Here is a 13,314-nt window from a genome sequence, read left to right as displayed (position 1 = left end):
GCGCTCGAACTTACCTTTTGCCATTTTTCCGACTCCGAAAAAAATCTATACCAATACAACTGGATCTCGGCGCAACCAGAATCGGACGCACCTGAAAGTGGTGCCCATGGCGGGAATCGGACCCGCGACCTCTCCCTTACCAAGGGAGTGCTCTACCACTGAGCCACATGGGCAACTTGACACCGCTCGCGCGACATCAAAATCTCTAACTCAACAAACCAGCACAACAAGCAATGGAGCGGGAGACGGGAATCGAACCCGCGTCATTAGCTTGGAAGGCTAGGGTTCTACCATTGAACTACTCCCGCATCGACCAACAGTCTCTGCGCGCCCAGCCCCGCAAACAACGAGACCAAGCACCAACCTCATCACTTCTATTCACTGGTGGAGGGGACTGGATTCGAACCAGTGTAGGCGTAAGCCAACAGATTTACAGTCTGCCCCCTTTAGCCACTCGGGCACCCCTCCGGAGAATTTCGAATTATAGCACCAGTTTTTTGCAGTCCGGAGAAATTCATAAGGCCAAGCCACCACGCCACATCCAGGACAGGAGGCAAAGCTATACAAATTCATGGTGCGGCTGGCGGGGATCGAACCCACGACCCTTGGCTTCGGAGGCCAATACTCTATCCACTGAGCTACAGCCGCACGACCGAAATGGCACAGCTTCACATTATCGCACGCCACCACACGTCGAAGGAATCAATCACAACCGACTCCCGCACGACGACGAAATGGATGGCGTATCAGGAAGAAAGACTACAAACCTCGGCACCCGAGGATACCGGCAGCGAGAGCCCCAACCCCAACAAAAAGGCATCGGTACAGGCACCACCAACACCCACAAGATCAAAACCACCCTCGCTCAGGATCCAGTTTCTAATCAAGCCATCGAACAGGGCATGCAAACCAATCGCCGCCTCGATCGGAGCCATCGGCAAGACAACCCCCTGGTGCTGCGCCCCCAACGCAAAATCACGCGCCAGCTGCTGCGTAAAACCCTCCGACGCAGCCACATGGCGGTCACGCACCCCCCCAAGCTCACTCACATACTCTACTTTGTAGAGCGCGATCTCAAAAACCCTGCGCGTTCGCTCATCAGAGGCAACGCCGCGCAGCACGAGCGCCATCACCGCGCGTAATCGCTGCACAGGGTCTGGGCAGGTACTGCTCTCAAACTCCCCGTAGCCTTGCTCCAGCGGAAGTGTCACCCGATCCATCATGGCATTGAAAAGATCCACTTTGTCCTTGAAGTGCCAGTAGATCGCTCCCCGCGTAGCCCCCGCAGCCTGCGCAATATCACTCAGCGAAGCGCGTGAGACCCCCTTCTCCCGAAAAACCTGCTCCGCCGCATCAATCAAGCCGTTGCGCGTGGCAACCGCATCTTCCTTGGTTCGACGCGCCATTGGTATTTGTCTCCTCGTTCTACACACTACGTATCCACACGATCCACAAAGGCATCGGCCGTCACAATTATACATTCATGTCTGTATGTATAATCGCGCACTTATTTTGTCGGGCTCTGGCCTGGTCGGGCCCTCGGCAAGCGGCCCATCCCCTACAACCCGATTCCTTGACGCCCATCAAAAAGGACTCCCATGCTGCGTGATGCATCTGCAACTCCCTCCTTTAGCGCCTTTCCCACCCGCAGGGCTGTCTCTCTGGTTGCCTTGACAGCAGCAACACTGTTTCTCGCCTCTTGTGGCAAGACGGATGGCCAAGCACCCGCTGGAGCGCCGCAAATGCCACCTGTTGAGGTGGGTGTGGTGACGGCAACGCCTGGCGATGTCGGCTTGATCACCGAATTGCCGGGCCGTGTGGAGGCCTCGCGGGTTGCACAAGTACGTGCTCGCGCCGCAGGCATCCTGCAGCAGCGCCTTTTCAAGGAAGGCAGTGATGTGAAGGCAGGGCAGTCGCTGTTCCGCATTGACCCCGCCCCCTACGCCGCCGCATCGGAAAGCGCGCGCGCTGGCCTGGCCAAGGCCCAGGCCAACCTCGCACAGGCCAGTGCTCAAGTGGAACGCTACCGCCCGCTGGTGAGTGCCAACGCCATCAGCAAACAGGATTTTGTGAATGCCGAAGCTACCGAAAAGCAGGCACAGGCAGATGTGGCCACCGCCCGGGCTGCCGTACGTACGGCAGACATCAACCTGGGTTATGCCAGTGTGACCTCGCCCATCTCGGGCCGCATCGGCCGGGCTCTGGTTACCGAAGGTGCGCTCGTGGGACAAGGCGAAGCAACGCCCCTGGCGGTGGTGCAGCAGATCGACCCCGTGTACGTGAACTTCACCCAGTCGGCGGGCGACGTCTTTCAGTTGCGACGGGCCATGGAAAGTGGACAGTTCAAGCGTGCTGGCAGCGCAGAGGCCGCCAGTGTCAAACTCGTGATGGGCGATGGTTCGGAGTACGCCCAGACAGGAAAGCTGCTGTTCACCGACCTGTCGGTGGACGCCACCACGGGCCAGGTCACGCTGCGCGCCGAGGTGCCCAACCCCAAGGGCGAGCTGCTGCCCGGCCTGTACCTGCGCGTGCGCATTGAGCAAGCCCAGGCCAGCAATGCCATCACACTGCCTCAGCAGGCTGTCACGCGCACCCAGCAGGGCGACACCGTGAGCGTGGTGGGCGAAGACGGCAAGGTGTCCCAGCGCACCATCAAGGTCAGCGCCGCACAAAACAACCGGTGGGTGGTTCTTGAGGGGCTGAAGGCCGGGGAAAAGATCATGGTGGACGGTTTCCAGAAGCTGCAGATGCTGCCTCCCGGCACGCCCGTAAAACCCGTCCCGTGGCAAGCTCCGGGGGCGCCTTCGGCACAGGCCGCCACACCTGCTGCATCGGCCGCTTCGGCATCGAAGCCATAAGGGGCATTCCAGCATGGCCAAGTTCTTTATCGACCGCCCCATCTTTGCATGGGTGATTGCCTTGTTCATCATGGTGATGGGCGGGGTGGCGATCACGCAGTTGCCGATCGCCCAGTATCCCCCTGTCGCGCCGCCGTCCATCGTCATCAACGCGGCCTACCCTGGCGCCTCTGCGCAAACCCTCGAAGACAGCGTGCTGTCGGTGATTGAACGCGAGATGAACGGCTCACCTGGGCTGATCTACATGGAGTCCGTCGCGCAGGCTGATGGCTCCGGCAGCATCACCCTGAGCTTCCAGCCCGGCACCAACGCCGACCTGGCGCAGGTCGATGTGCAGAACCGGCTCTCGCGAGCCACGCCACGCCTGCCCTCGGCCGTGACCCAGCAAGGCGTGCGCGTGGACAAGTCGCGCTCCAACTTCCTGCTGTTCACCATGCTCTCGTCCACCAATCCGGCCACGGACACAGTGGCCCTGGGCGACTACGCATCGCGCAACGTGGTGCCCGAACTGCAGCGCCTGAAAGGCATTGGCCAAGCTCAGCTGTTCGGTACCGAGCGTGCCATGCGCATCTGGATCGACCCGGCCAAGATGGTGAGCTTCAACCTCTCGGCGGCCGAGATCACAGCCGCCATCCGTGCGCAGAACGCGCAGGTAGCCAGCGGCACCATCGGCGACCTGCCCAATGTGGCGGGCCAGGGCATCGCGGCCACCGTGGTGGTCAACGGACAGCTCTCCAGCGTGGAGCAGTTCGGCAACATCGTGCTGCGCGCCAACACCGATGGCTCCACGGTCCGCATCAAGGATGTGGCGCGTGTCGAGCTGGGCGGACAGGCCTATGCCACGGCTGCACGCCTGAACGGCAAGCCCGCCGTAGGCATCGGCGTGCAACTGTCTCCCAGCGGCAATGCCCTCGAAGCCGCCAAGGCCGTGCGCACCAAGATGGATGAGCTTTCGCGCTACTTCCCCGAGGGCATGAGCTGGAGCATCCCCTACGACAGCTCGCGCTTCGTGGACATCTCCATCACCCAGGTGGCCAAGACACTGCTGGAAGCCGTGGCGCTGGTGTTCCTGGTGATGTTCCTGTTCCTGCAGAACTGGCGCTACACCATCATCCCGACCATCGTGGTCCCCATCGCACTGCTGGGTACGTTCGCCACACTGCTGGCGCTGGGTTTCTCGATCAATGTGCTGACCATGTTCGGCATGGTGCTGGTCATCGGCATCGTGGTGGACGATGCCATCGTGGTGGTGGAGAACGTCGAGCGCATCATGAGCGAGGAGGGTCTTTCGCCACTGGAGGCGACCCGCAAGGCCATGCGCCAGATCTCGGGCGCCATCATCGGCGTGACCGTGGTGCTGATCTCGGTGTTCGTACCTTTGGCCTTTTTTGCCGGGTCCACCGGCAACATCTACCGCCAGTTCTCGGCGGTGATGGTGGCATCCATCGCTTTCTCGGCCTTCATGGCGCTGTCGCTCACACCGGCACTGTGCGCGACGCTGCTCAAGCCCGTAGAAGCCGGCCACCACCATGAAAAACGCGGCTTTTTCGGCTGGTTCAACCGCAGCTTCTCACGCACGGCCAAGGGGTACGAAGGCTTTGTTGCGCGCATGCTCAAGCGGGCCGCGCGCTACCTGGTCATTTACGCCGCCATCATCGGCGCCGTGACCGTGGTGTACATGCGCTTGCCCACCTCGTTCCTGCCCAGCGAAGACCAGGGCAACATCATCGTCAATGTGCAACTGCCCCCCGGTGCGACACAGGAACGCACGCTGGCCGTGATGCAACAGGTTGAGGAATTCATCCTCAAGCAGCCCGAAGTTCAAAGCATGGTGGGTGTGCTGGGCTTCAGCTTTTCCGGCCAGGGCCAGAATGCGGCCCTCGCCTTTGTGACCCTGAAGGACTGGAGCGAGCGCCACGGCCCGGGTCAGTCTGCGCAAGACGTGGCCAGCCGCGCTTTTGGCGGGCTGATGGGCATCCGCGACGCGTTCATCTTCCCGCTGAGCCCTCCTCCCATTCCCGAACTGGGCAACGCCAGCGGCTTCACATTCCGCCTGCAGGACCGAGGAGGCGCCGGGCATGAGGCATTGGTGAAGGCACGCAATCAGCTGCTGGGCATGGCCTCGCAAAGCAAAGTGCTGACCCAGGTGCGTCCGGATGGACTGGAAGACGCACCCCAGCTGCAGATCGATATCGACCGCGACAAGGCCAATGCGCTGGGTGTGCCGTTTGATGCGATCAACTCCGCACTGTCCACGGCACTGGGTTCGAGCTATGTGAACGACTTCCCGAACCAGGGCCGCCTGCAGCGTGTGGTGGTGCAAGCCGATGCGCCTGCACGCATGCAGCCGGACGATCTGCTGAAGATCAACGCCGCCAACAGCCAGGGCAAACCTGTGCCACTTTCCGCATTTGCCACAACGCGCTGGGTCAATGGCGCACAGCAGACGGTGCGCTACAACGGTTATCCCGCCATGCGCATCTCGGGCGCACCGGCCCCTGGTTTCAGCACGGGCGCAGCGATGGCAGAGATGGAAAAACTCGCCAGCCAGTTGCCTGCAGGCTTCGGCTTCGAATGGACCGGCCAGTCGCGCGAGGAAAAGCTGGCGGGCTCCCAGTCACTCATCCTCTACAGCTTTGCCATCCTGGCCGTGTTCCTGTGCCTGGCCGCGCTGTATGAGAGCTGGTCGATTCCGCTGGCCGTGATTCTCGTGGTGCCGCTCGGGGTGCTGGGTGTGCTGCTGGCCACCCTGCTGCGCGGCTATGCCAATGACGTGTACTTCCAGGTGGGGCTGATCACCATCATCGGGCTGTCAGCCAAGAACGCGATTTTGATCATCGAATTTGCGAAGGACCTGCAAGCCCAGGGCAAGAGCGTGATCGAGTCGGCACTGGCGGCGGCCCACCTGCGGTTCCGCCCCATCGTTATGACGTCGATGGCCTTTGGCCTCGGGGTGTTGCCACTGGCCATTGCGTCGGGGGCCGGCTCAGCCAGCCAGCGCGCCATCGGCACCGGCGTGCTGGGCGGGATGATCACCGGCACGGTGCTGGCCGTGTTCTTCGTGCCCGTGTTCTTCGTAGTGGTGCGCAGTCTGTTCAAGGGCAGCGCGCGCCAGCAGGAGATGAACCGCCGCCACGCAGAAGAAGCAGGAGTTGGAACCCATGACTAATCACCCACGCACTACCGCCATCGCCCTGGCAACGGCCCTGCTTCTGGCCAGCTGTTCGTTCATACCCACGTACGAGCGCCCTGCAGCGCCAGTGCCGGCCACCTATGCCACCACGGACGCGGCAGCCCCAGGCACTGCAACTGCCGCGCCCTGGCAAGATTATTTTGCCGAGCCCCGGCTGCGCCAGCTCATCGAGGTGGCCCTGGCCAACAACCGCGACCTGCGCGTGGCCGTGCTCAACATCGAGCAGGCCCGCGCCACATTCCAGGTGCGCAGGGCCGACCAGTACCCCGGCGTGGGCCTGGCCGCCAACGCGAGCCGCGCGCCCGCCGCGGGGTCCGGCGATCTGACCAACTCGTTCAGCGTGGGCCTGGCCGTTTCGGCCTGGGAGATTGACTTTTTTGGCCGCATTGCAAGTCTCAAGGAACAGGCCCTTGCCCAGTACCTCGCCACCGAAGAAGGCCGCAACGCCGCACAGGTCAGCCTGGTGGCCGCCGTAGCCAACGGCTGGTTGAACCTGCTGGCCGACGAAGAACTGCTGGACCTGTCGCGCCAGACCCTCGCCTCGCGCGAGGAGTCCATCCGATTGACCAAGATGCGCCTCGATGCAGGCGTGGCCTCGGAGCTGGACTTTCGCCAGGCCGAGTCACTGACCCAGGCGGCGCGGGCCACGCTGGCCCAGCAACAGCGCCAGCGCGCGCTCGACGAAAACGCCCTGGCGTTGCTGTTGGGACAAGCCCTGCCCGATGACATTCGCGCCAGCCTTACAGGCAGCAGACTGGCAGCCGCCCCCGCCATGGCACAGCTGCCGGCGGGGCTCCCATCCGAACTACTGACCCGCCGCCCCGACATCCGCCAGGCGGAGCAGCAGCTGATTGCTGCCAATGCCAACATTGGCGCCGCCAGGGCCGCGTTCTTCCCGCGCATCTCGCTCACAGCGCAGGCAGGCACCGCCAGCGGCGAGCTGTCGGGCCTGTTCAAGAGCGGCTCGTGGGGGTTCACGATTGCACCCTCCCTGCTGCTGCCCATCTTTGATGCAGGGCGCAACCAGGCCAACCTGGAAAGCGCCCAAGCGGGCCGCAGCATCGCCGTCGCGCAATACGAAAAAGCCATTCAGACGGCCTTTCGCGAAGTGTCGGACGCGCTGGCCGGCCAGGCCACGCTGGGCGAGCAGGCGCAGGCGCAACAGCTGCAGGCGCAGGCCGAGGCCGCCCGGCTGCAACTGTCTGATCTGCGCTACCGCAATGGCGTGTCGAGCTACCTGGACCTGCTGGACGCCCAGCGCTCGCTGTTCACGGCGCAACAGGCTGTGGTGCAGGTGAAACTTGCCCAATTGCAAAACCAGGTGGCGCTGTACAAGGCCCTGGGCGGCGGTGCACCCGAAGCGGCAGCAGGCAACCCTTCCTGACGCAGGCGGCGGCAAGCTTGGCGCGGCCCCCATGGTTTTCGGGCGCGTGCCAGGCTCAGGCTGTGTGGGGTGAGATACAGGGCGCGCGCGGGCCTGAGCCGAAGGCAACAGCCCCGCAGATATAATTTAAGGTTGATTTCATCAAAGCCCCCGATACACCAGAGGACGTCATGAGCGACAAACACCACGAAGAAGCCCATACCGGCCCGATCAAGAACCCCAAGCAGTTGCTGGTCGCGGTACTTTTCTCGTTTGTGATTCCGATCTTTGCCATCATTGGCTTGGTCCTGTACGTCACGTCGGCAGACAAGCCTGCCGCTGGTGCCGTCAATCCTGAGAAAGCCATTGCCGAGCGCATCCAGAAGGTGGGCATGGTCGAGATCCGTGACGCCAACCGCCCTCTCCGTGCTGGCGAAGAGGTGTACAAGGGCCAGTGCGCCGCCTGCCATGCAACCGGCGCCGCTGGTGCTCCCAAATTTGCCGACGCTGGCGCCTGGACGGCCCGCATCGCCACCGGCTTTGAAACGCTGGTGCAATCCGCCCTGAAGGGCAAGGGTGCGATGGCCCCACAAGGTGGCGGCGACTTCAACGACACCGAAATCGCACGGGCCGTGGCCTACATGGCCAATGCTGCCGGTGCCAAATTTGCCGAGCCTGCAGCACCCGCTGCGGCTGGTGCTGCTCCGGCAGCCGCAGAAGCCGCTCCCGCCGCCCCCGCCACGCCGGTGGCAGCAGCAGCCCCCGCCGCAGAAGCCGCGCCAGCCGCTGCCGCGCCGGTGGCAGCGGCCGCCGCCGCGGGCGCAGGCGCAGGCGAAGCCCTGTACAAGCAGGCCTGCCAGGTGTGCCATGCTGCAGGCGTAGCCGGTGCTCCCAAGTTTGGTGACAAGGCCGCCTGGTCGGCCCGCCTGCCTGCCGGCATCGATGCGCTGTACAACAGCGTGGCCAAGGGCAAGGGCGCAATGCCTCCCCGTGGCGGTGCAGCCCAGGCGTCAGACGCCGACCTGCGCGCAGCGGTCGAGTTCATGGCTGCCGCCGCCAAGTAAGCCTTCCCCTTGCGGCATGTGCGGGGCACTCTTTGGGGCATTGCATGCAGGCTTAAAAAAGCCGGTTCAGTGGACCGGCTTTTTTGCTTTTCAGGATTGCTTTGCATCCACCATGCGCGGTGACCCAGGGGTTTCGCGGGCACCCCACTGGCCCTGCGGGCTCATGACAAAGCCGTAGCGATCAGGCAACTCTTCCGCCAGCACTTCCTGCGGCAGCCAGCGCCCTGCTTCCACGGCTTCGGCCACCAGAGGCACGTCCAGCGTATGCACCAGGCCCACGCCCAGCGCCGACGTCAGGTAGACATGGCCCTGCGCGTCCACCAGGCAGTCCTGCACCGCCGCGCCACGGCCCGTGTGGGACACCACCGAAAAATCGGACTGTATGCGCCAGATCCAGGGCGTAGCCTCCAGCTCCACATACACCCGCTGGGGCCCGTTCTGAAAGAACCATTGTCCCTGCGCATCGGATTCGTAATTGCGCGCGATGAAGCCGATGAGCTTTTCATGCTGCAGCAAGGACCCCTTGCTACGTGGAAACGGCCCTGCTGCCTGGGCCTGGTCATCGCGCAGGTACCAGTGGCCACGCGCGTCCAGGCCCAGCCAGCCATAGCAGTCGGGCACGTTGGGCCACTTGGCCAGCGCCTGTTTGACGATGTCATCCATGCGGCGATTGTGCGCCCGCCCGCGTCCCAGCCCCTGCGTGTTCCGCCAACCACCCGCCCACCGCGTCGGGCATGGCACGCACGTGCCCAGGCAGGCGGCCATGGGCAAAACCGACGTGACCGCCGTGTGGAGGCTGCCAGAGCGTGACGAACCCATTGCGCACCTCGTGCGGCAGCGGAAGGCTGGCGGCCGGGACAAACGGATCGTTGCGCGCATTCACCACCAGGGCCGGAACGCGGATGTGGTGCAGCAGCGGCTTGGCCGACGCCCGCTGCCAGTAGTCCTCGGTGTTCCGAAAGCCATGCAGTGGCGCGGTGAACACGTTGTCAAACGCATACAGGTCGCGCGCCGCCATCAGTGCCTGGCGATCGAACAACCCGGGGTGCTGCGCGAGTTTGCGCAGCGCCTTGGGCACCAGGGTGCGCATGAACATGCGTGTGTAGACCTGTCGGTTGAAGCCACGCCCGATGGCGTGCCCCCCTGCGGCCAGATCGATGGGCGAGCACACGGCCGCCACGGCATCGGCGCTGCGCGCAGCGTCTTGGCCCACCTCGGCCGCCCAGCGCAAGAGCGCATTGCCGCCCAACGAGACCCCCACGGCCACCAAGGGGCCCTGGTGCGAGGCGCGCAGGCGCTGCAGCATCCAGCCGATCTCTGCGTGGTCGCCGGAGTGGTAGGCGCGGGGCGCAAGGTTGATCTCGCCACTGCAACCCCGGAAATGGGGCAAGGCGCATGCCCAACCGCGCTCGCGCGCCCAGTCGGCAAAGGCCTCACAGTAATGGCTGCGCGACGAGCCTTCCAGGCCATGGAAGACCACCAACAGCGGCCGGAGTGCCGCAGGCGCCGTGGCCCCCTCCTCCAGCAGAAAATCCACGTCTACAAAGTCACCGTCCGGCGTGTCCCAGCGCTCTCGGCGGTACACGGGGCGGGGGCCGAAAACGCGGCGCGAATACAGGGCTGGCCAGATGGTCTGGAGCTGTCCACCGGGCAACCATCGAGGCGCTACATATTTCATAGCTATTTGCGCTTTCCTATCAAGCGCCAGACCCTAAAAAGGCTTCGATTCAAGGCCCCACCACTCAGTGCAGCACGGGCCGCTGGGCGTCCACCACCTGCGCATCGGGCGCGACGCCGGGGCTCGCATGGTGGGCCACCAGGCGCCAGCCTTCCGGGGTCTTGTGATAGACATTGGTGGCCAGCACCACGGCCTGGTGCAGGCCGTCGGGCAGCATCACCTCGACCTGCTCGACCACGCTGTGCACAGCGCTTGTCAGCGCCACCACACGGTGCACCTGCAACGGCCGCGCCCGCACAGTGCCGTGCGAAAACATCGCCTCGAACGCCGCGCGAATCGCACCAGCACCCAGCAGCCGGGGCCCGCCGGGATGCACGCAGATGATGTCGTCGTCTTCTGCCCAGCAGGACATCAAAAGCTCGATATCGCCCCGCTGCAAAGCCTCATAGAACGCGGCTTCGGTGTCGTCCGAGGAACCTCCGAGGGTGGCGGCGCTGGCGCGAGAACGGGGCATGGTGGTTGGTGAGGCGTCTGGGATGGAAGGTGGCGCGGCGGCCATGCGGCCCGCCATGTGCGGGTTGCTATTGTGCGGCCATCTCCCAAAGCCTTGTGGCCCGCCCGGAAAGTGGCACCAGGGAAGGCACTTGTTGCAGAATCAGCCAAGCTGCCGGTTGATGGCACCTTGGCATCTTGTCTCTGTGCCCCAAACTGTCCCTGAACTCCACCTGGCGAAGCCACCATGATCCAACGCATTTTTGCCCTGCTGACCGCCCTGCTGGCGCTCAGCGCATTGACCGGCTGCGGCTACAACGACTTCCAGCGGCTGGACGAGCAGTCCAAGGCCGCGTGGAGCGAGGTCCTCAACCAGTACCAGCGCCGCGCAGACCTTGTGCCCAACATCGTCGCCACCGTCAAGGGCGAGGCCAACTTCGAGCAGGAAACCCTGACGCGCGTGGTCGAGGCGCGCGCCAAGGCCACCTCGATCCAGGTCACGCCCGAAACCCTGAACAATCCCGAGGCGTTCAACAAGTTCCAGCAGGCGCAGGGCGAGTTGTCGGGCGCGCTGTCGCGGCTGATGGTGGTGTCCGAGCGCTATCCCACGCTGCAGGCCAACCAGGGCTTTCGCGACCTGCGCGTGACGCTGGAAGGCACCGAGAACCGCATCACCGTGGCGCGCAACCGCTACATCCAGACGGTGCAGCAATACAACGTGCTCGCGCGCAGCTTTCCCACCAACCTGACGGCCATGGCGTTCAGCTATGCGCCCAAGCCCAGCTTCACCGTGGCCAACGAAGCCCAGATCTCCGCGCCGCCCACCGTGGATTTCTCCGCGTCCAAGCCCAAGCCTTGAACGCGGCCCTCTCCACCGCTGAAAATTTGAGAAAAATATGCCCCTAGCGCTTATTTATAAAGCGCTGATAGCTATACTATTGATAGCATTTGCAGTCCCATGGGCGCATGCTGACAGTGGCCTGTTGCCCGTGCCCGCGCTCACCGGCCCCGTCATCGACCAGACCGGCACCCTGAGCGCCTCCGACAAGGCCGCGTTGGAGACGCAGCTGCAAACGCTGGAGCAGACCCGGGGCGCGCAGGTGGTGGTGCTGATGGTGCCCACCACCGCTCCCGAAGACATTGCATCGTTCGCCAACCGCGTGGGCAACACCTGGAAGATCGGGCGCCGCGACGTGGGTGACGGCGTGCTCGTGATCGTGGCCAAGAACGACCGCAAGATGCGCATCGAGGTCGCCAAGACCCTGGAAGGCGCCATCCCCGACATTGCAGCGGCGCGCATCATCGACGGCGCCATGAAGCCCCGGTTCCAGCAAAGCGACTATGCGGGCGGCCTGCGTGACGCAGTCACCCAGATCTCCGCACGCATAGCCGGTGAGGCGTTGCCAGCACCCGCGAGCAACAGCGGCACCGCAGCCCATAGCCCCGACACCAGCCGCGACGGATTCGACTGGACGGACCTCGCCATCTTTTTGTTTTTCGGCGTGATGGTGGCGGGACCGGTGATGCGCAGCATTTTTGGCAGCCGCCTCGGGGGCCTGCTCATGGGCGGCGGTGTGGGCTTGTTGGCCTTTGTGGTTACCTCCAGCCTGATCGTGGCGGGCGGCGCCGGCCTCCTCGCTCTGCTTTACACCTGGATCTTCGGCGGCACTGGCGGTGGCAGCAGCCGACGGCGTGGTCGAGGCGGTGCGGCGGTCGGCGGCTGGGGCGCGGGTGTCGGCGGCGGAGGCTGGAGCGGCGGTGGCAGCAGCAGCGACAGTGGCGGGTTCAGCTCGGGTGGCGGTGGCGATTTTGGAGGCGGCGGCGCCTCGGGGGACTGGTGAACATGGGTCCAGGATCAACAACCACCACCTCCATAGCGACCTTACCGGCCGCCCTCTGGCGCCTGGCCCGCCATCGCTGGGGCGAGCCCCAGGCACGCCGCGCGCTGCCCGGCGACACCCTGGAGCGCCTGGCCGCGCGGGTGGCTGCCAGCGAGCAGCAGCACACGGGCCAGATCCGCATCGTCGCAGAAGCCAGCCTGCCCTGGAGCTACCTGCGCCGCAACGCCAGCGCGCGCGAACGCGCCCTCATGCTGTTCAGCAAATACCGCGTGTGGGACACCGAGCACAACAACGGCGTCTTGATCTACCTGCTGCTGCCCGAACACGCGATAGAGATCGTGGCCGACCGGGGCCTTGCCCGGCAGGTGGGAGCGGACGAATGGCGCGATGTGATTGCGCTGATGGCTCCCCGCTTTCGCCAGGAGCAGTACGAAGAGGGCCTCGCACAGGCCGTCGACGCCGTGTCCTTGCGCCTTGCCCGGCACTTTCCACGCCTGCCCGATACGCCCGGGCACAACGAATTGCCGGACGCGCCGGTGCTGCGCTAGCCATCGCGTGCACAGCCTCCACGGCGGGAGGCTGGTCGCACGGAGTTGCCTCCAGAAAGTGGGTTGACGCTGCGGGCTTTTGACGGCCCGTCCAAGCGATTTGCGGGCCCAGCAGAAGCGCGGTTTGTTGGGGGAGTGGCTGGCGCTTCCTGCACCGTGCATGTCTTTCGGGGCATTCTCACTGTTCCAAATAAGCCGCAGGGTTTTCCTCTAGAACACCTTGTTTCAAGGCGATCTTCTCGCTCATTACGAAATCCCCGACCGAAGTTCCCAGCCT

At 64.2% G+C, this 13,314-nt stretch carries 11 protein-coding genes and 4 tRNA genes; 7 read left to right on the top strand and 8 right to left on the bottom strand.

The window, feature by feature from the left end; translation table 11 throughout:
• Positions 1 to 98 precede the first annotated feature (98 nt).
• The 5 genes from AC2YJX_RS26165 to AC2YJX_RS26145 all read right to left on the bottom strand — a co-directional run bounded on the left by AC2YJX_RS26165 (position 99) and on the right by AC2YJX_RS26145 (position 1,406).
• A tRNA-Thr gene (locus tag AC2YJX_RS26165) sits at positions 99 to 173 on the bottom strand.
• 61 nt (positions 174 to 234) lie between these two features.
• Positions 235 to 308: transfer RNA gene (locus AC2YJX_RS26160), tRNA-Gly, on the bottom strand.
• 74 nt (positions 309 to 382) lie between these two features.
• Positions 383 to 468, bottom strand: a tRNA-Tyr gene (locus AC2YJX_RS26155).
• A 104-nt stretch (positions 469 to 572) separates the two neighbouring features.
• A tRNA-Arg gene (locus AC2YJX_RS26150) sits at positions 573 to 648 on the bottom strand.
• A gap of 98 nt (positions 649 to 746) precedes the next feature.
• Complete coding sequence (locus AC2YJX_RS26145) at positions 747 to 1,406, bottom strand: TetR family transcriptional regulator (protein WP_431151611.1); 660 nt, start codon at positions 1,404 to 1,406, stop codon at positions 747 to 749.
• A gap of 192 nt (positions 1,407 to 1,598) precedes the next feature.
• Between AC2YJX_RS26145 and AC2YJX_RS26140 the strand changes: the two genes are divergently transcribed.
• The 4 genes from AC2YJX_RS26140 to AC2YJX_RS26125 all read left to right on the top strand — a co-directional run bounded on the left by AC2YJX_RS26140 (position 1,599) and on the right by AC2YJX_RS26125 (position 8,478).
• The gene (locus AC2YJX_RS26140) at positions 1,599 to 2,858 is read left to right on the top strand and encodes an efflux RND transporter periplasmic adaptor subunit (RefSeq protein ID WP_487257709.1); all 1,260 of its coding nucleotides are present in this window, start codon (positions 1,599 to 1,601) and stop codon (positions 2,856 to 2,858) included.
• Positions 2,859 to 2,871: 13 nt separating this feature from the next.
• A complete protein-coding gene (locus AC2YJX_RS26135) occupies positions 2,872 to 6,027 on the top strand; it encodes an efflux RND transporter permease subunit (RefSeq protein ID WP_121507810.1) in 3,156 nt (1,051 codons plus the stop codon).
• Positions 6,020 to 7,435 carry an efflux transporter outer membrane subunit gene (locus AC2YJX_RS26130; RefSeq protein WP_121507811.1) on the top strand — a complete coding sequence of 472 codons (1,416 nt, stop codon included), beginning with the start codon at positions 6,020 to 6,022 and terminating at the stop codon, positions 7,433 to 7,435. The genes AC2YJX_RS26135 and AC2YJX_RS26130 overlap by 8 nt, the downstream gene beginning before the upstream one ends.
• Before the next feature lie 170 nt (positions 7,436 to 7,605).
• Positions 7,606 to 8,478 carry a c-type cytochrome gene (locus AC2YJX_RS26125; RefSeq protein WP_487257708.1) on the top strand — a complete coding sequence of 291 codons (873 nt, stop codon included), beginning with the start codon at positions 7,606 to 7,608 and terminating at the stop codon, positions 8,476 to 8,478.
• Positions 8,479 to 8,568: 90 nt separating this feature from the next.
• On the opposite strand, the gene AC2YJX_RS26120 is transcribed toward AC2YJX_RS26125, so the two are convergent.
• The 3 genes from AC2YJX_RS26120 to AC2YJX_RS26110 all read right to left on the bottom strand — a co-directional run bounded on the left by AC2YJX_RS26120 (position 8,569) and on the right by AC2YJX_RS26110 (position 10,670).
• The gene (locus tag AC2YJX_RS26120) at positions 8,569 to 9,141 is read right to left on the bottom strand and encodes a DUF2946 family protein (protein ID WP_487257707.1); all 573 of its coding nucleotides are present in this window, start codon (positions 9,139 to 9,141) and stop codon (positions 8,569 to 8,571) included.
• Positions 9,134 to 10,156 carry a YheT family hydrolase gene (locus tag AC2YJX_RS26115; protein WP_431151606.1) on the bottom strand — a complete coding sequence of 341 codons (1,023 nt, stop codon included), beginning with the start codon at positions 10,154 to 10,156 and terminating at the stop codon, positions 9,134 to 9,136. The genes AC2YJX_RS26120 and AC2YJX_RS26115 overlap by 8 nt, the downstream gene beginning before the upstream one ends.
• Positions 10,157 to 10,220: 64 nt before the next feature.
• Entirely contained in the window at positions 10,221 to 10,670 is a 450-nt protein-coding gene (locus AC2YJX_RS26110; protein ID WP_431151605.1) for a YybH family protein, read from the bottom strand.
• Positions 10,671 to 10,895: 225 nt separating this feature from the next.
• Between AC2YJX_RS26110 and AC2YJX_RS26105 the strand changes: the two genes are divergently transcribed.
• The 3 genes from AC2YJX_RS26105 to AC2YJX_RS26095 are packed head-to-tail and all read left to right on the top strand — an operon-like array spanning position 10,896 to position 13,037.
• Positions 10,896 to 11,507 (top strand): LemA family protein, encoded by a 612-nt coding sequence (locus AC2YJX_RS26105; RefSeq protein ID WP_487257706.1) that lies wholly within the window; start codon positions 10,896 to 10,898, stop codon positions 11,505 to 11,507.
• A 37-nt stretch (positions 11,508 to 11,544) separates the two neighbouring features.
• Positions 11,545 to 12,489, top strand: a complete 945-nt coding sequence (locus tag AC2YJX_RS26100) for a TPM domain-containing protein (RefSeq protein ID WP_487257705.1) — start codon at positions 11,545 to 11,547, stop codon at positions 12,487 to 12,489.
• Between the two features lie 2 nt (positions 12,490 to 12,491).
• Positions 12,492 to 13,037 (top strand): TPM domain-containing protein, encoded by a 546-nt coding sequence (locus AC2YJX_RS26095; protein WP_431151603.1) that lies wholly within the window; start codon positions 12,492 to 12,494, stop codon positions 13,035 to 13,037.
• Positions 13,038 to 13,314: the final 277 nt, after the last annotated feature.

This window comes from Acidovorax sp. SRI_002, assembly GCF_057586455.1.
This window is presented reverse-complemented; position numbering and strand designations above follow the sequence as displayed.

Bases quoted from the DNA above. Each gene is read 5' to 3' on its own strand.
- AC2YJX_RS26145 (WP_431151611.1), bottom strand. From the start codon at position 1,406: ATGGCGCGTCGAACCAAGGAAGATGCGGTTGCCACGCGCAACGGCTTG.
- AC2YJX_RS26140 (WP_487257709.1), top strand. From the start codon at position 1,599: ATGCTGCGTGATGCATCTGCAACTCCCTCCTTTAGCGCCTTTCCCACC.
- AC2YJX_RS26135 (WP_121507810.1), top strand. From the start codon at position 2,872: ATGGCCAAGTTCTTTATCGACCGCCCCATCTTTGCATGGGTGATTGCC.
- AC2YJX_RS26130 (WP_121507811.1), top strand. From the start codon at position 6,020: ATGACTAATCACCCACGCACTACCGCCATCGCCCTGGCAACGGCCCTG.
- AC2YJX_RS26125 (WP_487257708.1), top strand. From the start codon at position 7,606: ATGAGCGACAAACACCACGAAGAAGCCCATACCGGCCCGATCAAGAAC.
- AC2YJX_RS26120 (WP_487257707.1), bottom strand. From the start codon at position 9,141: ATGGATGACATCGTCAAACAGGCGCTGGCCAAGTGGCCCAACGTGCCC.
- AC2YJX_RS26115 (WP_431151606.1), bottom strand. From the start codon at position 10,156: ATGAAATATGTAGCGCCTCGATGGTTGCCCGGTGGACAGCTCCAGACC.
- AC2YJX_RS26110 (WP_431151605.1), bottom strand. From the start codon at position 10,670: ATGCCCCGTTCTCGCGCCAGCGCCGCCACCCTCGGAGGTTCCTCGGAC.
- AC2YJX_RS26105 (WP_487257706.1), top strand. From the start codon at position 10,896: ATGATCCAACGCATTTTTGCCCTGCTGACCGCCCTGCTGGCGCTCAGC.
- AC2YJX_RS26100 (WP_487257705.1), top strand. From the start codon at position 11,545: ATGCCCCTAGCGCTTATTTATAAAGCGCTGATAGCTATACTATTGATA.
- AC2YJX_RS26095 (WP_431151603.1), top strand. From the start codon at position 12,492: ATGGGTCCAGGATCAACAACCACCACCTCCATAGCGACCTTACCGGCC.